The sequence below is a fragment of the Actinomadura sp. 7K534 genome, assembly GCF_004348575.1.
GTDB lineage: Bacteria > Actinomycetota > Actinomycetes > Streptosporangiales > Streptosporangiaceae > Spirillospora > Spirillospora livida.
The window spans coordinates 1-19,903 of sequence record NZ_SMKB01000077.1 but is presented as its reverse complement, the minus strand read 5'-3'; the positions used below and the strand labels follow the sequence as shown (position 1 = coordinate 19,903).

The following is a 19,903-nucleotide window of genomic DNA, read 5'->3' as shown; positions in this document are numbered from 1 at the left end:
CCGAGGTGATCGCGCTCATGTCGAGTACGCCGAGTTCTCGTGGACGTAGTCGGCCGTGAGGTCGGTCGTCCAGACGGTCGCGCTGTGCGTGCCCGCCGAGAGGTCGACGGTGATCGTCACGTCGCGGGGACGCAGGTCGACCTTGTCGCGGTCGTCGCCGGGCGCGCCGTTGCGGCACACCCAGACGCCGTTGATCGCGACGTTGAGGTGGCCGGGCTCGAACACCGCGTCGGTGGTGCCGACCGCGGAGAGCACCCGGCCCCAGTTCGGGTCCTCGCCGTGGATGGCGCACTTCAGCAGGTTGTTGCGGGCGATGGAGCGCCCGACGGTGACCGCGTCGTCGTCGCTCGCGGCGCCGACGACCTCTATCGCGATGGCCTTGGACGCGCCCTCGGCGTCCACGAGCAGCTGCCGGGTGAGGTCGGCGCACACCTCGGTGAGCAGTGCCGTGAACTCGTCCTCGCCCGGGGCCGTTCCGGCGGCGCCGGAAGCCAGCAGCAGCACGGTGTCGTTGGTGGACATGCAGCCGTCGGAGTCGAGCCGGTCGAGGGTGACGGACGTGGCCGCGCGCAGCGCCCGGTCGAGCGTCTCGGCGGGAAGGTCGGCGTCGGTGGTGATGACGCACAGCATGGTGGCCAGCGACGGGGCCAGCATGCCCGCGCCCTTCGCCATCGCGCCGATCATGTAGCCGCCGGCGCCCTGCCGGAAGGAGATCTTCGCGACGGTGTCGGTGGTGCGGATCGCGTCGGCGGCGGCGAGGCCGCCGTCCCCGCGCGACAGCTCGGCGGCGGCCTCGCCGACGCCGGGCAGCAGCAGGTCCATCGGGAGCCGCTCGCCGATGAGGCCGGTGGAGCAGACCGCGATCTCGCCGGCCGAGTCCGCCAGCAGCTCGGCGGTCTTCTCGGCGGTGGCGTGGGTGTCCTGGAAGCCGGGGGCGCCGGTGCAGGCGTTGGCGCCGCCGGCGTTCAGCACGACCGCGCGGACGCGGCCGCCTTTGAGGACCTGCTCCGACCACAGCACGGGCGCGGCCTTGACGCGGTTGCGGGTGAAGACCCCGGCCGCGGCGCGGGACGGCCCGTCGTTGACGACGAGGGCCAGGTCGCGGTTCCCGCTGTCCTTGAGCCCGGCGACGACGCCGGCGGCGCGGAAGCCCCGCGGGGCGGTGACGCTCAAGGGGACACTCCGATCGTGGTGAGCCCGAGTTCTTCCGGGAGGCCGAGGGCGATGTTGGCGCTCTGCACCGCGCCGCCCGCGGTGCCCTTGGTGAGGTTGTCGACGGCGGCGACCACGACGATGCGGCCGGCGAGCTCGTCGAGGGCGACCTGGACGAGGACGGTGTTCGCGCCGAGCGTCATCGACGTGGCGGGCCACTGCCCCTCGGGCAGCAGGCCGAGGAACGGCTCCCCGGCGTAGGCGTCGCCGTAGGCGGCGCGCACCGCCGCGGCGGTGACGCCGGGCCGGGCCTTGGCCGTGCAGGTGGCGAGGATGCCGCGGCTCATCGGGGCGAGCGTCGGGGTGAAGGACACCGTGACCGGCTCCCCCGCGACCGCGCTCAGGTTCTGGATCATCTCGGGTGTATGCCTATGCGTACCGCCGGCGGCGTACGCGGAGACCGAGCCCATGACCTCGCTGCCGAGCAGGTGCGGTTTGAGGGCGCGTCCCGCGCCCGACGTGCCGGACGCGGCGACCACGACGACGTCGGGCTCGGCGAGCCCGGCGGCGAACGCCGGGAACAGCGCGAGCGACACCGCGGTCGGGTAGCAGCCGGGGACGGCGACGCGCCGGGCGGAGCGCAGCGCGTCCCGCCCGCCGGGCAGTTCGGGGAGCCCGTAGGGCCAGGTGCCCGCGTGGGGCGTCCCGTAGAACGCCTCCCAGGCGGCGGGGTCGGTGAGCCGGTGGTCGGCGCCGCAGTCGATGACCAGGACGTCCTCGCCGAGCTGCGCGGCGATCTCCGCGGACCGGCCGTGCGGCAGCGCGAGGAAGACGACGTCGTGGCCGGCGAGCGTGCCGGGGTCGGTCTCGGCCAGGACGCGCCCGGCCAGGGATCGCAGGTGGGGCTGGTGCGCGCCCAGTTCGGTGCCCGCGTTGGAGCCCGCCGTGAGCGTGCCGATCTCGAACTCTGGATGTCCCGCCAGGATGCGCAGCAGCTCGCCGCCCGCGTAACCGCTGGCGCCGGCGACCGCCGTCCGGATTCCCATGTCCGCCCTGCCCTTCGGAAGCAATGAGTAAGAGTATGCATGAGGTTGGATTTCTATACAACTCGAATCCGGCCGGGGCAATACGTCAACCAGAGTTGACATCTCCGAGCGCGTCAACCTACATTGACGCCGTGCCGGGGAAACTAATTAGGCATCTAAAGATTTGCCATCTGATCATCAGAGCTCTAACATCACCCCGATGAAGAACTTCGGCTTCGACGACCTGGAAGCGTTCCCGTCGATGGAGGAGTGGCCGATCGGCCGCTTGTTCGGGCTCGCCTCCCGGCTGTCCGGGCCGGTCGTGTGGCGGATCATCGAGCGGCACGGCATCAGCCCGACCGGGTTCTTCCTGCTGCGGCTGCTCATCGTCGAGGACGGCCTGCGCCCCGGCGAGGTCGCCAAGCGGCTGCTCGTCACCCCCGCCACGGTCACCTCCGTGGTCGACACCCTGGAACGCAACGGGCACGTCCGGCGCGAGCGCTCCTACCGGGACCGGCGCGGCGTGATGCTGCGCATCACCGACTCCGGCCGGCGGCTCCTCGCCGAGAAGTCCGGGCCCATCGGCCGCGACCTGTCGCGGCTCTACGACGTCGCGGACGAGGCCGACGAGGCCGCCGTCCGCAGGTTCCTGATCGCCCTGATCAGGCAGTTCGAGGACCACCCCCACCAAGAGACATGCTCCCGCGGAGAGGGAGCGGAGGGAGAAGGCGCATGACCGACCCCTCGGAGGCCGCCGTCCGCACGGCCGGCCTGGAGAAGACCTACCCCCCGTCCGGGCCGCGCCCGGCGGTTCCCGCCGTGCAGGGCATCGACCTGGACATCCCGCGCGGCGAGTTCTTCGGGCTGCTCGGCCCGAACGGCGCGGGCAAGTCGACCACCATCGGGATGCTCACCACCCTGGTCGTCCCCACCGGCGGCAGCGCGCACGTCCTCGGCCTGGACGTGGTGCGCGACGCCGTCGAGATCAAGCGCCGCATCGGGGTGGTCTCGCAGAACAACACCCTCGACAGCGACCTGACCGTCGCCGAGAACCTGGAGTTCCGCGGCCGGTACTTCGGGCTCGGCGCGCGCGACGCCCGCGCCCGGGCGGCCGAGCTGCTGGACCTGTTCGGGCTGGCCGACCAGCGCGGCGGCAACCCGTTCGAGATCTCGGGCGGGCAGGCCAAGCGCGTCATGATCTGCCGGGCCCTCATGCACGGCCCCGAGGTGCTGTTCCTCGACGAGCCGACCGCCGGGCTCGACCCGCAGACCCGGACCAACCTGTGGGAGGTGCTGCGCGGGCTGCAGGCCGCGGGGCAGACCATCGTGCTGACCACCCACTACATGGAGGAGGCCGAGGCCCTCTGCGACAGGGTCGCGGTCGTCGACCACGGCAGGATCCTCGCCAGCGGGACGGTGGACCAGCTCAAGTCCGGCGCCGGCGCCGACACCGTCGTCACGGTGACCTACGACGCGCCCGTGCCGGACGAGATCAAGGCGCTCGCCGACCGGGCCGGCGTCACCAAGGTCGAGGTGACCGACGGCCAGGTGCGGGTGTTCGCCGCCGACTCCGCCGGCCTCCTCGGCGAACTCGTCGCGATCGGCGCGGGCGCCGGTGTCGGCGTCACCGACGCGACCCAGCTCCGCCCCAGCCTGGAGACCGTCTTCCTCACCCTCACCGGAAGGGACTACCGCGAATGACCGCGCCCATGGTCCTCGCCCCGCCGCCGCCGGCGCGGGCGACGCTCCCCCGCACGTTCGCCGCGATGATGGCGCGCGAGGCGCGGGTGATGCGCAAGAACTTCCTGTCCACGTTCGTCCGGGTGCTGGTGCAGCCGGTCATGTTCGTCTTCGTGTTCGCCTACGTGCTGCCGAAGCTCGGCGGCGGCGCGATGGCGGTGCCCGGCGGGCCGACGTTCTCCACGATCCTGCTGCCGGGTCTCGTGGGCTCGTCCATCATCATGCAGGCGATGATGGCGGTGATCTTCCCCCTCATGATGGAGCTGAACTGGCAGAAGTCGATCACCGACCGGGCGCTGGCCCCGGTGCCGATCCCGCTGCTGGCCGCCCAGAAGATCGTCGCGGCGGCGGTCCAGGGGCTGATCGGCGGGCTGCTGGTGTTCCCCGCGGTGCTGCTCATCCACGCCGAGGGCGAGGCGCCCAGCGTGGACGTGGCGAACTGGCCGGTGCTGGTCCTGGTCATGGTGGCCGGGTCGCTGCTGTCGGCCGCGGGCGGCCTGCTGCTCGGCACGCTGATGAACCCGCAGAAGGTCCAGGTGCTGTTCGGGATGGTGCTGCTGCCGATGACGATGCTCGGCTGCGTCTACTACCCGTGGTCCGCGCTGGACGACATCCGCTGGCTGCAGATCCTCAGCCTGTTCAACCCGCTGGTGTACATCAGCGAGGGGCTGCGCAGCGCCCTCACGCCGGACGTCCCGCACATGCCGGCGTGGGCGTTCCTGCTCGCCCTCGTCGGCGGGACGGTCCTGGTGACGTGGGCCGCGACCCGCACCTTCACCAAGCGCGTCCTCACCTGACGGACGCCGTCAGCGGCGCGCGCCGGGGCCGGTGATGCGGACGTCGCCGCGGGTGGTCACCACGAAGACCTGCCAGTTGTAGTAGGCGTAGTAGGCACGCGGGTCGCTCTTCATCCGCCTCGCGTGCCGCTGCACCGCGTCGACGTACAGCGGGGTGGGGTTGTAGGCGTGCAGCGCCCGCCGGTAGTCGTCCGGCGCCCCCGACGCCTTCAGGTAGTTGGCGGCCCCCATGACCGCGTCGCGCGGGTCGTGGATGTCGCCGCCCATCCCGTACTGCCGCCAGGTCGCGGGCAGGAACTGCATGGGGCCCTTCGCCCCCGCCCAGCTCGGCGACTTGATCCGGCCGTACTTCGTCTCCACGAGCATGATGGCGGCGAGCACCTGCCAGTCGATGCCGAACCGCTTCCCGGCGTCCCCGAAGTGCTTCCGCAGCACGCCCGCCGGGAGCGGCTCCTGGGTCCGGAACTTGCCGAGGTCGTCCTCCGGCTTCGCCAGCTCCAGGAGCTTGCGGACGGCGACCGTGTTGTCGCGCGTCGCGGCGGCGACCCCGCCCGGGAGCAGGTCCCGCGTGCGCTTCTCTAGCCCGTCGTCCTTCGCCAGCACCCGGTAGATCCGCTGCTGCCGCAGGGCCAGGTGGACGACCGCGTCGGGCGGCCCGGTCCGGGACGGGTCGCTGCGCACCCACTCGTCCACCGCGAGCCGCAGGGCCCGGTCGGTCCGCTCCAGGTCCTGGGCCAGGCCCTTGGGGTCCTTCGCCAGCTTGCCGTCGGGCTCCGGCAGGGGCGTCGCCGTGGGTGAGGCCGACGGCGACGCGGCCCGCGGCGCGGGGGCCCGCTCGCGCTCGCCGCCCCCTCCGCCGCCGCATCCGGCCACCGCCAGCACCACCGCGGCGGCCAGGGCGCCGGACCGGCGTGTCGAGATCCGCATCATCCAGGCGACGATGCCCATCCCGGCGGCACCGGTCAACCCGGAGGACGCGCCCGGTTCGGAAGCACGAGCGGGGCCCGGGGGTCTAGCCGCCCCCGGGCCCCTGAGGTTGCCGCCCAATTCGCACGCCGGCACATGAATGGACGCGGATCAGTCTCAGACCGTCGCGCGATCCCGTTACGCCATCGCCCTCCGAGCAGAGCGAGCCGGATTCGAACCGGCATCTCGACGGTTTCCGTCCACGTCCGCGCGATCCGGCGATCGGCGGCGAATGCTGAGTCTGGAGCGAGAGTCTGAGATTGAGCGGGCGGCCGCCTCTACCTGTTGGGCTACCCCGGCGCGGGTGCCGGGGGCGGGAGTCGAACCCGCACTGTGTCGCACACCCTGGTCAGCTTCGGCTTCAGCTTCAGCTTGCGCTCCTCGCGCACCCCCCGCGCAGCGGCGGGGGGATCCTATTGAGTTGTCACGTGCGCCGTCCGCGGCCCCGGAGGGCCGCGGGAGGCCGGTCACCCGAACAGGTAGCCGAAGACCGCCTCACCGACGCGCTGGTCGGTGACCTCGGTCCCGTTGGCCTCCTCGCGGGCGAACTTGACCGCGTCCTGCAGCCGCTCGACGCGGCCGAGCAGCTCGTTGACCCGCCTGGCCGGCAGCGCGCCCGAGAACTTCACCGTCGTCCAGTGGCCGACGCTGACGTCCTCGTAGTACACCTCGACCTGGGCCGGGTGCTTCTCGGTCGCCTCCGCCTTGACGTGGTTGCGGGGCACCTTCTTGGTCTTCACCGTGCGGACCGCCTCGGTGCGCCACACGTCGGTGGACGGGTCGAACGTCCACGTCTCCGCGGCGTCCAGCACCGGCAGCTTCTTGACGAACGTGTGCAGGTCCTTGAGCTGCTTCTCCAGGAAGAGCAGGTAGGAGACCGGGACGTCGCGCAGGAGCGTCGTGCCGTCGACCGTCACGTCGGCGCGGGCGACGCAGTTCGCCCAGTCCTTGGTGGCGGTGACGTCGAACAGCCGCGTCAGCGAGGCCGTCACGTCGCGCAGGACGTCGTCGACCTTCACCTGGACGCGGGTCGACTCGGCCGGCAGCTGCTCGCCCTCCTCGTCCTTCGGCTGGTAGGTCCGCGAGATGCCCGACAGCAGCGGGGCCTTCTGGACCGAATGGTGCGCGGCGGTCAGGTCCTGGAAGGACTTGCTCTTGACGCCCTTCTCGACCGCGATGATCTGGTTCAGCTTCGTCGGCACCCCGTCACTCTCCCCTCGATGCAGGACGACGCTAACAGCCACTGATCGCCATATCAGCGGGTTTTTCTACATGGGCCCTGCTTCGGTGAGGCCCGCCGCGCGGTCCACGCGCAGCCGGCGGGTGATGCCGAGGGTGCGCAGGAACGGCACGTCGTGGCTGGCCACGACGAGCGCGCCCTCGTAGGCCGCGAGGGCCTGCGCGAGCTGCGCGGCGCTCGCCAGGTCGAGGTTGTTGGTCGGCTCGTCCAGGAGCAGCAGCTTCGGGGCCGGTTCGGCGAGCAGCAGCGACGCCAGCACGGCGCGGAAGCGCTCGCCGCCCGACAGCGTCCCCGCCCGCTGCTCGGCCCGCGCGCCGCGGAACAGGAAGCGCGCCAGCCCGGCCCTGATCCGCGCCGGCGGCACCGACGGCGCCTGCGCGCGGACGTTGTCCAGCACGCTCAGCTCCTCGTCGAGGACGTCGAGCCGCTGCGGCAGGTACCGCACGCCGTCCACGCCGATCCTGACATCCACCCCCTCCTGGACGCGGTCGCCGACGAGCGTCCGCAGCAGCGTGGTCTTGCCCGAGCCGTTCGCGCCCTCCAGCGCGATCCGCTCCGGACCCCGGACGATCAGCTCCGACAGCGTCCCGGCCTCCGGCTCGGGCGCCGCCAGGCCCGTCACGGTGAGGACCGTCCGCCCGGCCGGGACGCGGGTGGCGGGCAGCTCTATGCGGATCTCCGCGTCGTCCCGGACCGCCTCCTCCGCCTCGGTGAGCCGGGTCCGGGCGCCGGCGAGCCGCTCCTCGTGCATGATGCGGTGCTTGCCGGCCGCCTCCTGCGCCTGTCGCTTGCGCATGCCCATGATGATCTTCGGCTCGCGCTTGTTCTCGTACATCTTCTTGCCGTAGCGCTGCCGCCTGGCCAGCTTGATGTGGGCGTCCTCCAGCTCGCGCTTCTGGCGGCGCAGGTCGGTCTCGGCGGCCCGCACCGCCCGCTCCGCCGCCTCCCGCTCCACTTCGAGCAGTTCCTCGTAGGCGGACAGGTTCCCGCCGAACGACCGGACCGCGCCGTCGCGCAGGTCGGCGATCTCGTCGACGCGGTCGAGCAGCTCCCGGTCGTGGCTGACGACGACGAGGACGCCCGTCCAGGACGCGACGGCGTCGTACAGGCGGTGCCGGGCGTCCAGGTCGAGGTTGTTGGTCGGCTCGTCCAGCAGCAGGACGCCGGGGCGGGCGAGGAACAGCGCCGCGAGCGCGACCAGCACGGCCTCGCCGCCCGACAGCGTCGGGACGGCCCGGTCCAGGCCGAGGTGGCCGAGGCCGAGCCGGTCGAGTTCGGCGCGGGCGCGCTCCTCGACGTCCCAGTCGTCCCCGACGGCGGTGAAGTTCTCCTCGGTGGCCTCGCCGCGCTCGATGGCGTGCAGGGCGGCGCGCGTCGCGCTGATCCCGAGCAGGTCCGAGACCGTGGCGGTGTCGTCCAGGACGAGGTTCTGCGGCAGGTAGCCGATCTCCCCCTCGACGGACACGGTCCCCGACAGCGGCTCCAGCTCCCCCGCGATGATCTTCAGCAGGGTGGACTTGCCGGAGCCGTTGACGCCGATCAGGCCCGTCCGGCGGGTGCCGAACGCGGCGTCGAGGCCGTCGAGGACGACGGTGCCGTCCGCCCAGGCGAACGACAGGCCCGAGCACACGATGGCGAATGACATGGGTGGCCTCCATGGGTGGTGAGCAGTTCAGGTGCTGGACGCATGGAGACACCGCGGGTCACGCGACGTGCCGGCGGGCATGAGAAAGCCCGGCGGTACGGAGTCCGCTCTGAGGTCACGTGCGCGGGCCGATGGGCCGGACGCGCGGTGTCGGACCTCAGATCCTCAATGGACTCCCCTGCCGGGCGGCGATGTGACGGAGTCGAGACTACCCCACCTCTTATCGCTACACAAGTAGCGTTAAGAAGTTCCCCAAAATGGAGGTGCCCCGGCCCGGAGTCGGGCCGGGGCACCTCCGTGCCGGTGGGTCAGGCTCCGCGCAGGACCGCGCCGGTGCGGTCGGACGCGGACGCCACGGCGGCGGCTCGGGCCTGCGACGCCTCCTCGGCGGTGAGGGTGCGGTCGGGCGCGCGGAACCGCAGGGCGTAGGCCAGGGACTTGCGGCCCTCGCCCACCTGCTCGCCGGTGTAGACGTCGAACAGCCGGATCGCCTCCAGCAGCTCGCCCGCGCCCTCGCGCAGCGCCGCCTCCACCTCGGCCGCCGGGACCGAGGCGTCGACGACCAGCGCCACGTCCTGGGTCGCGACCGGGTAGCTCGACACGTGCGGCGCGCGGACCGTGGCGGGGTCACCGAGGCGGCGCAGCTCCAGCTCCATCGCGCAGGACCGCGCGGGCAGCCCGTACGCCTTGAGGGTGCGCGGGTGCAGCTCCCCGGCGTGGCCGACGAGGGTGTCACCGGCGTAGAGCGCCGCGCAGCGGCCCGGGTGCCAGGGGGCGTGCTGGTCGGCCTTGGCCGTCAGCTCCACGCCGACCTCGCGGGCCACGGTGCGGGCCGCCTCGATCGCGTCCGCCCACATCGCGGGGCGGCCCTCGCCCCACCAGCCGGACGGCTCGCGGTCGCCCGCCAGGACGACGGCCACCCGGTACGGCTGGTCGGGCAGCGCCGCTTCGACGGCCGCGAGCTCCTCCTGCGTCGGCCCCCGGTCGACCGCCAGGCGGGGTGCGCGCTCGGCCGCGTCCGGACGCGGCCGGAACACCACGCCCAGCTCGAACAGGGCGGTGTCGCCGAAGCCGCGTCCCACGTTGAGCGCCAGCACCTTGAGCAGGCCCGGCAGCAGCGTGGTCCGCAGCAGCGGCTCCTGCTCCGACATCGGGTTCGCGAGGCGCAGCGTCCGGCGGCGAGCGTCGTCACCGGGGAGCTGGAGGCCGTCCAGGTCCTTGCCGGCGACGAACGGGAAGGTCAGCGCCTCGACGTAGCCGGCGCCCGCGAGGGCGCGGCCGACGCGGCGGCGCAGCCGCTGCCGGGCGGTCAGCCCCTTCCCCGCGACCGGGCGCGGGGCGCGGGCCGGGATGTCCTCGTAGCCCTCCAGCCGGATGACCTCCTCGGCGAGGTCGTTGGGGTCGGTGAGGTCGGGCCGCCAGGACGGCGGCGTCACCGCCAGCGTCCCGTCCCCCTCGACCGTGCAGCCGACCTGCTCCAGGCGGCGGACGACCGCGTCCCGCCCGTAGGCCACTCCCGCGACCCGGTCGGGGTGGCCGGCGTCCATCGTGACGGCGACCGGCTCGACGGGCACCTCGGCATGGGTGACGCCCGGCACGATCTCCGCGCCGCCCAGCTCCGCCAGCAGGCGCACCGCGCGGTAGGACGCGTACAGCGGCAGCTCGCGGTCGACGCCGCGCTCGAACCGGTAGGACGCCTCGCTGTGCAGCCGGTGGCGGCGGCTCATCCGGGCGGTGCCGATGTCGTCGAAGTGCGCCGCCTCGATGACCATGTCGGACGAGCGGTCGTCGATCTCGGTGGCGAGGCCGCCCATCGTGCCCGCCATCGAGATCGGGCCCGACTCGTCGGTGATGAGGATGTCCTCGGGGTCCAGCTCCCGCGTGACGTGGTCGAGCGTCTCCAACTTCTCGCCGGACGCGGCACGCCGCACCACGATCGGGCCGGTGAGCTTGTTCCGGTCGAAGGCGTGCAGCGGCTGGCCCAGCTCCAGCATCAGGTAGTTGGTGATGTCGACGGCCAACGACACCGGGCGCATCCCCGCGCGGTGCAGGCGGACCCGCATCCACATCGGGGTCGCCGCGTCCGGGTCGAAGCCGCGCACCTCGCGCAGCACGAACCGGTCGCACGCGGACGGGTCGGCGATGCTCGCCGGGTAGGCGTCCCGGTCGTCCTCCGGCCCCCGCGGCAGCTCCACGTCGGCCGGGTCCTTGAACGGCACGCCGTAGGCGGTCGCGGCCTCGCGGGCGACGCCGCGGATCGACAGGGCGTAGCCGCGGTCGGGGGTGACCGCGATGTCCAGGACGTCGTCGCGCAGGCCGAGCAGCTCGATCGCGTCCGCGCCGACGGGCGTGTCCGGCGGCAGGACGAGGATGCCGCTGTGGTCCTCCCCGATGCCCAGCTCGCTGACCGAGCAGATCATGCCCTCGGACACCCTGCCGTAGGTCTTGCGGGCGCCGATCTCGAAGCCGCCGGGCAGCACGCCGCCCGGCAGGATGACCACGACGCGGTCGCCGGCGGCGAAGTTGGTCGCGCCGCACACGATGTTCTGCGGCTCGCCGGTGCCGTTGGCGTCGCCGACGTCCACCTGGCAGTAGCGGATCGGCTTCTTGAAACCGGTCAGCTCCTCCACCGCCAGGACCTCGCCGACGACGAGCGGGCCGGTGATGTCGGCGCCGGCCCGCTCGACGGTCTCGACCTCCAGACCCGCCGCGATCAGCTCGGCGGCCAGCGCGCGGCCGTCCACGCCGGCCGGGAGCTCGACGTACTCGCGCAGCCAGGAAAGCGGGGCCCGCATCAGATCTCCATCCCGAACGGGAGGGTGAAACGCACGTCGCCCTCCACCATGTCGTACATGTCCTGGACGCCGTGCCGGAACATCAGCGTGCGCTCGACGCCGAGCCCGAACGCCCAGCCGCTGTAGCGGTCCGGGTCGACGCCGCAGGCCACCAGCACCCGCGGGTTGACCATGCCGCAGCCGCCGAGCTCGATCCAGCCCTCCGAGCTGCAGGTGCGGCACGGGTCGCCGCCCGGCTCGGCGGACGCGCCCCGGCACACGAAGCACTGCATGTCGACCTCGGCCGACGGCTCGGTGAACGGGAAGTACGACGGGCGGAACCGCGTCTTCAGGCCCGCGCCGAACATGCCGCCCACGAACGCGTCGATGCCGCCGCGCAGGTCGGCCATCGTGAGGCCCTCGTCGACCGCGAGCCCCTCCAGCTGGTGGAAGACGGGGCTGTGCGTGGCGTCCAGCTCGTCGGTGCGGAACGTGCGCCCCGGCACCACGACGTACACCGGCAGATCACGCGACAGCAGCGCCCGGATCTGCACCGGCGAGGTGTGCGTCCGCAGCACCAGCCCGGTCTCCTCCGAGCCGACGAAGAACGTGTCCTGCATGGTGCGGGCGGGGTGGTCGGGCTTGAAGTTCAGCGCGTCGAAGTTGAACCACTCGGCCTCGACCTCGGGCCCCTCGGCGACCTCGAAGCCCATCGAGACGAAGACGTCGGCCATCCGCTCCTGCATGGTGGTCAGCGGGTGGCGGGCGCCCCGGGGGGCGCGGTCCCACGGCAGCGTGACGTCGACGGTCTCCTCGATGAGGACGCGCTGGTCGCGCTCCTCCTCCAGTTCGGCCTGGCGCTCCTTCAGCGCCTTGGACACCGCGCCGCGGGCGGCGCCGATGCGTTTGCCGGCGTCGGCGCGGGCCGCGGGCGGCAGCGCGCCGATCTCGCGGTTGGCGAGCGCCAGCGGCGAGCGGTCCCCGGCATGGGCCAGGCGGACCCGCTTCAGCTCGTCGAGGTCGGCCGCCGCGGCGATGGCCGCGAGCGCCTCCTCGCGGGCCCGCTCCAGCTCCTCCGGCTGCAGCGCGGACACCTCGACGGGGTCATAGGACTTGTTGGGTGCAGACATGGTGGTGTGATCGACTCCGGTCGGCGTGGGACGCCCGCAGTCTAGTGCGCGGGCGATGAGGATCCGGAAAACGTGCGCGTGACGCGCTGGCCCTGCGGGGACCCGGTGGCGCCTCCGCCCGTGTAGCCGGGCGGCCGCGCGGCGTGCGCCGCGCTCAGGTGGCGTAGTCGGGGGCCCCTGCGGGCACGGTAAATCGGAACTCGGCGCCGCCGCCGGGCGCCCGCCGCACGGTGATCACGCCGCCGTGCGCCTCGACCAGGCCCTTGACGATGTAGAGCCCGAGGCCGGTGCCGCCGCGGCGGTTGCCGCCGGGGCCGCGCCAGAACTGCCGGAAGACGCGCTGGGCGGCCTCGGGCGGAATGCCCTCGCCCTCGTCGCGCACCGACACGGCCGCTCCCTCCTTGTGCGCGTCCGGCTCCACCACGATGGTGACGGTGCCGGCTCCGTGGCGCACCGCGTTCTCCACGAGGTTACCCAGGATCTGGCCCATCTTGTCGGGATCGAGCCACATCTCCGGCAGGACGCCGCGGGACTCGAAGCGGAACCGGTCCTCCGGCTCCCCGGCGGCGACGCGGCCCGCGATGACCTTGCGGACCTCCTCGGGCAGGTCGACGACCTGGCGGTGCATCTCCAGCCGGCCGGCCTCGATGCGGGACACGTCCAGCAGCTCGGTGATCAGGCGGGTGACCCGGTCGGCGTCGGCGTTGACCGTCTCCAGCATCACGCGCTTCTGGTCGTCGTTGAAGCGGTGCCACTTGGCCAGCAGCGTGGCGGTGAAGCCCTTGACGCTCGTCAGCGGGGACCGCAGCTCGTGCGCCACGGTGGACACGAGGTCGGCGCGGTCGCGTTCCTGGCGGGCGCGGTGCAGCGCGTCGCGCAGGCACACGGTGAACCGTTCCACACCGCCATCGGCGTTCCGCCGGTACGCGGCCGTCACCAGCAGTTCCGTGCCGCCGGGCAGGAACAGCACGCGCTCGGGGTGGCGGGTGCGGGTGCGGAGGCCGTCGTAGGGGGCCAGGCACTTCCACCAGTCGCGGCCCTCCGCGTCGTGCAGCGGCAGGACGTCGCGGAAGTCGCGGCCCAGGGCGGACGCGGCGGCGATCCCGGTCATCCGCGCGGCGGCGGCGTTGAAGACGACGACCCGGGCGTCGCGGTCGGCGACCAGCATCCCGTCGGGAAGGTCGTCCGGCGACACCCCCGCGGAGTCCGGCCCGGGCCCGGCCGCGGGCGCGCGCGCGGCCACGCGAGGGGGTTCCTCTCCGCCCACAGCGGCCTCCACAACACCGAAGAGAACGCGGCCTGTCGAGAAGAGACTCTAGCCGCAGTCGGGCATATGACGGGAGCCGGAAACCGCCCCGCGGAAAGGGATGTGTGGCCCTCGGGCGGCGTTCCGGCGGGGACGGGGCGGGGCGTCACCGGGACGCCGGGCACGTCAGCCGGACGCGGTGGACGAGTCCAGCGCGTCGAGCGCGCCCTGCACGTCCGCGTGCACGGCGAACAGCCGGTGCAGCCCGGTGATGCGCAGCAGGCGCAGCTGGGCGGGACGCACCCCGGCGAGCACGATCTCGCCGCCGGTCGCGGCGATCTGGTTGTGCGCCGCGACCAGCGCGCCGAGCCCGGCCGCGTCGCAGAACGGCACGGCAGTGAAGTCGGCCACCAGCCGGCGCGGCCCCGCGCCGTGCAGCTCCACGAGCCTCGCCCGCAGGACGTCGGCCGTGCGCAGGTCGATCTCGCCGTCGACCACGATGACGGCCGCGTCGCCCCGGACTCGGGCGACGGCGAGGTCCAGCCCGGCCTCGGGCTCGGCGACGGCGGCTCCTACGCCGGGGGCCGCGGCCGGCCGCGGAGCGGCCGACGCGGAGAGCGCAGTGGGCGCGGAGGGCGCGGCGGCTCCGGGCGGAGCGGCCGTGCGGCACCTCACCTCCGGCACGCGCCGGCCCGCCGCCCTCCTGGACGGCCTGAACTCGTCGGTCATCACGTTTCGCCCCCAACTCTGCACGGCGCCGTCGCCGCCCCTGGTCAACGCACTGATCATCACCGTAGGCCGCGGAACCGGCCGGCGCACTCCCTCGCCGGACCCGTATCCCGCTCCTACCTGCGAAGGAGCCCCGCATCGCGGCGGACCCCCTGCCCGCCGCACGTGCGCAGAACATTTTCGCAGCTCACCGGTCGGAAAACGACACCCGAGGCGACCGATTGCGGCCATCCGATCACGCAACGCATCGAATCGCCGCACCCGCCCTCACGTACGGTCGTCCCGCCCGGTCCTTCTCATCCCGGCGGAACCGCCCGGCCCGCCGGGCCGGCACTCCGCTGGGCGCGTGCCGAGGCGTACAGGCATACGGCCGCCGCCGTCGCCAGGTTCAGGCTCTCCGCGCGCCCGTAGATGGGGACCCTCACGACCTCGTCGGCGTGGGCGAGGATCTCCTCGGGGAGCCCCCACGCCTCGTTGCCGAACACCCAGGCGGTCGGCCGCGCGAGCAGGCCCTGGTCGATCGCCTCGTCCAGGGTGCGGCCGCCCGCGCCGTCGGCGGCCAGGACGGTGAGCCCGGCCCCCTTCAGCTCGGCGGCGAGCTCGCCGAACCGCGGGCCGACGACGACAGGCAGGTGGAACAGGCTGCCCGCCGAGGCCCGCACGCACTTGCCGTTGTACGGGTCGACGGACGCGTCGGTGAACACGACCGTCTCCGAGCCGGCGGCGTCGGCGGTGCGCAGGACGGTGCCCGCGTTGCCGGGGTCGCGGACGTGCGCGAGGACGGTCACCAGCCGCGGCCCCGCCTTCAGCGCCTCGTCCAGCGGGACGTCGACGAACTCGCAGACCGCCAGCAGCCCCTGCGGGGTGACGGTCTGGGCCAGTTCGGCCATGATCTCGCCGCTGACGCGCAGTACCGGCGCGCCGGCGCGCTCCGCGGCGAGGACCAGATCGGGATGGCGGGCCTCGGCCTCGGCCGTGGTGAACAGCTCGGCGAGCCCGCCGGGGATCTCCAGCGCCTCGCGCACCGCCTGCGGCCCCTCGGCGAGGAACCGGTGCTCGCGGCGCCGGAAGGCGCGCTTGGCGAGCCGGCGAGCGGCCTTCACCCGTGGTGATCGGAGGGAGGTCAGCTCGCGGCCCGCCATATCGCTGTGATCGCCTGTCGCCGGGAGCCCGGGGTCAGGCGGCCTCCGAGCCCTCGGCCGGAAGCGCGTCCTTGGCGACCTTGACCAGCGCGGTGAACGCCGCCGGGTCGTTGACCGCCAGCTCGGCGAGCATGCGGCGGTCGACCTCGATCTCCGCGGCCTTCAGGCCCTGGATGAACCGGTTGTAGGTGATGCCGTTGGCGCGGGCCGCGGCGTTGATCCGCTGGATCCACAGCCGGCGGAACTGGCCCTTGCGGTCCTTGCGGTCCCGGAACGCGTACGTCATCGAGTGGAGCTGCTGCTCCTTGGCCTTGCGGTACAGGCGCGAACGCTGACCGCGGTAGCCGCTCGACCGCTCCAGGACGACCCGACGCTTCTTGGCGGCGTTGACCGCCCGCTTCACGCGTGCCACGTGATGAACTCCTTCGTGGGGGCCGGGGCCATGCCAGCCTCGGCCGGTCGCTGATGTTGCAGATCGAGGGCTACTTGCGCAGCAGCTTCTTGATGTTCTTGGCGTCGGCGTCGGCCACCACGGCCGGGCCGTCGAGCCGCCGGGTCCGCTTGGACGGCTTGTGCTCGAGCAGGTGGTTCTTGTTGGCGCGGCGGCGCATCACCTTGCCGGAGCCGGTCACCTTGAAGCGCTTCTTGGCGCCGCTGTGCGTCTTGGTCTTCGGCATGGTCGCCGTCGTCTCCTTCTTTCCGGCTCCCGTGCGGAACGCATGGGAGCGCGCCTGATCGGCGCATCGCACGGGGTTCCGTGGACACGCCAGGTCAGGCATCAACGTACGTGCGCCGCGACCTCGCCTCGGTGCGAGGTCGCGGAGTCCGGGACCGCCGCGTGGCCGGTCCCGAACGGCCGTCAGGCGGTGCTCTCGGCCTCCTGCCCGCGGGCCGTCTTCTTCTTGTGCGGACCGATCACCATGATCATGTTCCGGCCGTCCTGCTTGGGCCGCGACTCGACGAAGCCGAGCTCCTCGACGTCGTCGGCGAGCCGCTGCAGCAGCCGGTAGCCGAGCTCCGGGCGGGACTGCTCGCGGCCACGGAACATGATCGTGACCTTCACCTTGTCCCCGGCCTTCAGGAACCGCACCACGTGACCCTTCTTGGTCTCGTAGTCGTGCGGGTCGATCTTCGGGCGGAGCTTGATCTCCTTGATGACCGTGTGCGCCTGGTTCTTCCGCGCCTCACGTGCCTTCATCGCGGACTCGTACTTGAACTTGCCGTAGTCCATGAGCCGGGCGACGGGCGGACGCGCGGTGGGCGCCACCTCGACCAGGTCGAGGTCCGACTCACGCGCGATCTCAAGGGCCTTGGCGATGGGCACTATGCCCACCTGTTCGCCGTTCGGGCCGACGAGCCGGACCTCGGGCACGCGAATGCGGTCGTTGATACGCGGTTCGGCGCTGATGGGACCTCCTTGGGGCCGTTCTCAAGTTCGTTGGACCGGTCGTACCCCGAGGCTTCCACAGGAAAAGCCCCGCACGACTCACGCACGGGGCCACCTTCGGTCTCCTGGACGGCGGAGCCGTCCGAGGACGACGGCGCGACGGGCGTGGAGCCCGCTCGCCGGACCGAGGACCCACCGGCTTCGGGGTCTGGGGTCGTCCCCAGACCGACACCGCGGGCTCCGGCGAGCCGCCCTGCTGGGCGGCGAACAGGAACCGCGGCCTCTTCGGCCGGTCAGGTGGGAGGTGGCCTCCGCTTTGAGCGCCCGGTCCGCGCCACCGCGTCGGTCGCGCGCACAGGGCCGGTCGGCCACCCACATTACCATCTGCGGGCACCGTGTGCCCCGGTCGATGGCTTGCGATCTCGCGGCTTTCGCGGCCGGTCAGCGTGAGGTACGCCACCTTCGTCAACGTGCCGGGACGCCGGCCCATTCCCGGACCGGGTGATGAGGTTGTGGCGGGACCGGCCTCTCGGCGTGCCCGGCCCCGGCTGTTACCTTGAGGCGACGACGGCCCTGCGGGGCCGGCACCAGGGAGGTGGTTCCCGCCATGCCCCCGGCAGGGGCCGGCGCACCCGGCTCCCGCACTTCGTTCGCACCGGTCAGGCTGGAATTCGCCCAGAAGGCGTTCATCGTCTCCGGCGGGCGGCTGCTGCTGGTCCGCAAGGCCGCGTCCGACCCGTTCCATCCGGGGCGCTGGGAGGTGCCGGGCGGGCGCCTGGAGGTGGCGGACGACCTGGACCTCGACGACCACATCCGCCGGGAGGTCTGGGAGGAGGTCGGCATCAAGATCGAGCCGGGGCCGCCGTTCCACCTCTGGCAGTGGTTCATGCCCGACCGCACGGCGTCCTCCCCGGGCGGCCGGATACGCGTCGTGGCGGCGGCCCGCCGCTGCCGGCCGCTGACGCTCGACGCCGGCCTGGAGAACCAGGACTCCGGCGACCATCTCGACGACTGCGCCTGGGTGCCGCTGGAGGAGATCGGGTCCTACGACCTCATTCCGAGCCTGCGTCCGGTGATGCGGGCGTTCCTGGTCCCGCCCCGCTGAGCCGCCGCGACATGGCCCCGCCCCGACCGCCGGTGGAGTGGCCGGGCCTGGCGGGCGCCGGCGAGCGCCGGTTCAGCCTCCTGATCATCGGGGATGTGGGGATCGAGGTCCGGGCGTCGCTCCCGGACGTCCGCTTCGCGGAGTTGCACGCGGATCACCTCTCCTACGCGCCGGCCCGGGCCATGGTCGCCGGGACGGCCGTCAACCTGGCCCGGCGCGCGACGCGCCACTTCCGCCGGGTCGGCGTGCTGGCCAAGGTCGGCGACGACGACTTCACGCCGGTGATCCGCGGCGAGCTGCGGCGGCTCGGCGTGGCCGACCACCTGCGCGTCGAGGCGGGCGCGCCCAACGGCGTCGCGGTGATGCTGCGGGACCGGCCGTGCAGCGGCGGGCCGGGCAACCGGCTCCTGGTCGTCCGGGACGAGCCGCCGGGCCGCCGCCTCACCGAGCCGGAGGTCCGCGCGGCGGCGGGCGTGATCGGCGGCGCGGACGTCCTGGCCACCGACGGGTACTCGCTGCTGTCGCCGGTCTCGCGGGCGGCGCTGCACGCGGCGGCCCGGACGGCCCGGGACGCGGGGACGCGGGTCGCGTTCGACCTCGTCCCGCACGACGTCGACGGGCGGCTCCCGCCGGACGCCGTGCTGCCGATGCTGGGCCTGGCCGACCTCGTGATCTCCGAGGCTCCGACGCTCGCGCGGCTGCTCGGCCGTCCGGCACCGGTCGCCGCGCACGAGGTGCGGGAGCTGCTGCCGGCGCTGGACCGCGCGGTGGCCGGGTGCCCGCTGTGGCTGCTGCGGTTCGGCGCGACGTCCCTGGAGCGGGCGATCGCCTACCGGCGGGAGGGGTCGCCGCTGGAGTACCCGACCGGGTACGGGGACGGGGTCGAGCGCGTGGGCTTCGGCGACAGGCTGACGGCGGCCGAACTCTACTGGTGGCTGTCCTCGCCATCGGCGGCGGCCTGAACGTTCTCCAGCCGGCCGGCCGCCGTGCGCATCGCCTGGAGGGTCCGGAGGAAGCTGCGCCTGCTGCCGGGCAGCCCGAACGTCTCCTGCCAGCGCCAGGTCCCGCCGCGTCCCGCGGAGGTGACGGCCCAGCGCAGGAACTGGCTGCGCACGCCGTCGCCGGCGTGGACGGTGGCGAGGCCGTCCTCCTCCACCAGCAGGTAGGAGCGGCCGGCGCGGATGTACGCGCGCAGGGCGGCGCGGTCGGCGGGCGCGCCCGGCAGCCCGTGCGCCTCCACGGCCGGCCGCAGGCCGCGCGTCCCGGGCAGGAAGTGCCAGTGCGCGTGGTCGATGCAGGCGCCTCCGCCCTGGGGGGTGGCCGGTCCGTGCTCGAAGAGGACCAGGTCGCGGCTCCCGTACGCCTCGCCGTAGAGGCCGGCGACGCGGTTCCGCCAGGCCAGGGCCCGGTCCCACATCCGCCGCCCGAAAGCACCGGCGCACCGGTGGTGTTCGCGGGTCACCAGCAGCACGTGCCCGTCGGCGAGCGGCGCCACGTCGGGGATCAGCAGGAAGTCCGCGTCGCGCCCGATGACCCCCGACTCCCCCGGCAGGTCCGCCATGTCGTTGAACCGGAACCGCAGGGGCGGGCAGAGGACGCAGTCGTGACCGGGCTCGTTCCAGATCGTCGGCTCGGCCAAGGCCGCCTCCAGCACCAGGGACGGGGAACCGTTCCGCCTTCAAGGTCCCGGTGCCCCGCGGCGGCGGGCCGTACTGCCGGGGATACCGACATAGAACCCACGAGATACAAATCATGGCCAAATGGGCATAAAAAGCTCAGAAGGCTACATCGTGAACCAGAGACCTCCCCTCCCCGCACCCCGCAC

Annotated in this window: 19 protein-coding genes; 5 read left to right on the top strand and 14 right to left on the bottom strand. The window is 73.2% G+C overall.

Annotated elements, in window-relative coordinates:
- Positions 1 to 15: 15 nt before the first annotated feature.
- The gene (gene argJ / locus E1266_RS17235) at positions 16 to 1,173 is read right to left on the bottom strand and encodes a bifunctional glutamate N-acetyltransferase/amino-acid acetyltransferase ArgJ (RefSeq protein WP_132048107.1); all 1,158 of its coding nucleotides are present in this window, start codon (positions 1,171 to 1,173) and stop codon (positions 16 to 18) included.
- Positions 1,170 to 2,198: an N-acetyl-gamma-glutamyl-phosphate reductase gene (gene argC / locus E1266_RS17230; RefSeq protein ID WP_132048105.1), complete on the bottom strand. Its 1,029-nt coding sequence runs from the start codon at positions 2,196 to 2,198 to the stop codon at positions 1,170 to 1,172. The genes argJ and argC overlap by 4 nt, the downstream gene beginning before the upstream one ends.
- A gap of 199 nt (positions 2,199 to 2,397) precedes the next feature.
- On the opposite strand from argC, the gene E1266_RS17225 reads away from it, so the two are divergent.
- The 3 genes from E1266_RS17225 to E1266_RS17215 are packed head-to-tail and all read left to right on the top strand — an operon-like array spanning position 2,398 to position 4,714.
- Positions 2,398 to 2,913, top strand: coding sequence for a MarR family transcriptional regulator (locus tag E1266_RS17225; RefSeq protein ID WP_132048103.1), 516 nt, complete (start codon positions 2,398 to 2,400; stop codon positions 2,911 to 2,913).
- On the top strand, positions 2,910 to 3,878 hold the full coding sequence (locus tag E1266_RS17220; protein WP_132048101.1) for an ABC transporter ATP-binding protein: 969 nt from the start codon (positions 2,910 to 2,912) through the stop codon (positions 3,876 to 3,878). Before E1266_RS17225 ends, E1266_RS17220 begins: the two co-directional genes overlap by 4 nt.
- On the top strand, positions 3,875 to 4,714 hold the full coding sequence (locus E1266_RS17215) for an ABC transporter permease (protein WP_132048099.1): 840 nt from the start codon (positions 3,875 to 3,877) through the stop codon (positions 4,712 to 4,714). Before E1266_RS17220 ends, E1266_RS17215 begins: the two co-directional genes overlap by 4 nt.
- A gap of 9 nt (positions 4,715 to 4,723) precedes the next feature.
- Here E1266_RS17215 and E1266_RS17210 read toward each other — a convergent pair whose 3' ends face one another.
- From E1266_RS17210 to infC, 11 genes are all read right to left on the bottom strand, one after another.
- Positions 4,724 to 5,662 (bottom strand): lytic transglycosylase domain-containing protein, encoded by a 939-nt coding sequence (locus E1266_RS17210; RefSeq protein WP_132048097.1) that lies wholly within the window; start codon positions 5,660 to 5,662, stop codon positions 4,724 to 4,726.
- Between the two features lie 485 nt (positions 5,663 to 6,147).
- A complete protein-coding gene (locus E1266_RS17205; protein WP_131950614.1) occupies positions 6,148 to 6,882 on the bottom strand; it encodes a hypothetical protein in 735 nt (244 codons plus the stop codon).
- 66 nt (positions 6,883 to 6,948) lie between these two features.
- Complete coding sequence (locus tag E1266_RS17200; RefSeq protein WP_132048095.1) at positions 6,949 to 8,565, bottom strand: ATP-binding cassette domain-containing protein; 1,617 nt, start codon at positions 8,563 to 8,565, stop codon at positions 6,949 to 6,951.
- 308 nt (positions 8,566 to 8,873) lie between these two features.
- Complete coding sequence (gene pheT, locus E1266_RS17195; protein WP_132048093.1) at positions 8,874 to 11,360, bottom strand: phenylalanine--tRNA ligase subunit beta; 2,487 nt, start codon at positions 11,358 to 11,360, stop codon at positions 8,874 to 8,876.
- Positions 11,360 to 12,469, bottom strand: coding sequence for a phenylalanine--tRNA ligase subunit alpha (pheS, locus tag E1266_RS17190; RefSeq protein ID WP_132048090.1), 1,110 nt, complete (start codon positions 12,467 to 12,469; stop codon positions 11,360 to 11,362). Before pheS ends, pheT begins: the two co-directional genes overlap by 1 nt.
- Before the next feature lie 154 nt (positions 12,470 to 12,623).
- Positions 12,624 to 13,712 (bottom strand): ATP-binding protein, encoded by a 1,089-nt coding sequence (locus E1266_RS17185; RefSeq protein ID WP_279436329.1) that lies wholly within the window; start codon positions 13,710 to 13,712, stop codon positions 12,624 to 12,626.
- A 189-nt stretch (positions 13,713 to 13,901) separates the two neighbouring features.
- Positions 13,902 to 14,444, bottom strand: coding sequence for an STAS domain-containing protein (locus tag E1266_RS17180; RefSeq protein ID WP_207945704.1), 543 nt, complete (start codon positions 14,442 to 14,444; stop codon positions 13,902 to 13,904).
- A 296-nt stretch (positions 14,445 to 14,740) separates the two neighbouring features.
- A complete protein-coding gene (locus tag E1266_RS17175; protein WP_132048086.1) occupies positions 14,741 to 15,586 on the bottom strand; it encodes an RNA methyltransferase in 846 nt (281 codons plus the stop codon).
- Positions 15,587 to 15,620: 34 nt separating this feature from the next.
- On the bottom strand, positions 15,621 to 15,998 hold the full coding sequence (gene rplT, locus E1266_RS17170; RefSeq protein WP_131974900.1) for a 50S ribosomal protein L20: 378 nt from the start codon (positions 15,996 to 15,998) through the stop codon (positions 15,621 to 15,623).
- Between the two features lie 70 nt (positions 15,999 to 16,068).
- Positions 16,069 to 16,263, bottom strand: a complete 195-nt coding sequence (gene rpmI / locus E1266_RS17165) for a 50S ribosomal protein L35 (protein WP_131975075.1) — start codon at positions 16,261 to 16,263, stop codon at positions 16,069 to 16,071.
- 182 nt (positions 16,264 to 16,445) lie between these two features.
- Complete coding sequence (gene infC, locus E1266_RS17160) at positions 16,446 to 16,994, bottom strand: translation initiation factor IF-3 (RefSeq protein WP_131950606.1); 549 nt, start codon at positions 16,992 to 16,994, stop codon at positions 16,446 to 16,448.
- 586 nt (positions 16,995 to 17,580) lie between these two features.
- On the opposite strand from infC, the gene E1266_RS17155 reads away from it, so the two are divergent.
- Complete coding sequence (locus E1266_RS17155) at positions 17,581 to 18,078, top strand: NUDIX hydrolase (protein ID WP_132048084.1); 498 nt, start codon at positions 17,581 to 17,583, stop codon at positions 18,076 to 18,078.
- Positions 18,079 to 18,089: 11 nt separating this feature from the next.
- The gene (locus tag E1266_RS17150; RefSeq protein WP_132048082.1) at positions 18,090 to 19,040 is read left to right on the top strand and encodes a PfkB family carbohydrate kinase; all 951 of its coding nucleotides are present in this window, start codon (positions 18,090 to 18,092) and stop codon (positions 19,038 to 19,040) included.
- On the opposite strand, the gene E1266_RS17145 is transcribed toward E1266_RS17150, so the two are convergent.
- Complete coding sequence (locus E1266_RS17145; protein ID WP_132048080.1) at positions 19,004 to 19,717, bottom strand: hypothetical protein; 714 nt, start codon at positions 19,715 to 19,717, stop codon at positions 19,004 to 19,006. The two genes, E1266_RS17150 and E1266_RS17145, sit on opposite strands and share 37 nt — an antisense overlap.
- Between the last annotated feature and the right edge of the window lie 186 nt (positions 19,718 to 19,903).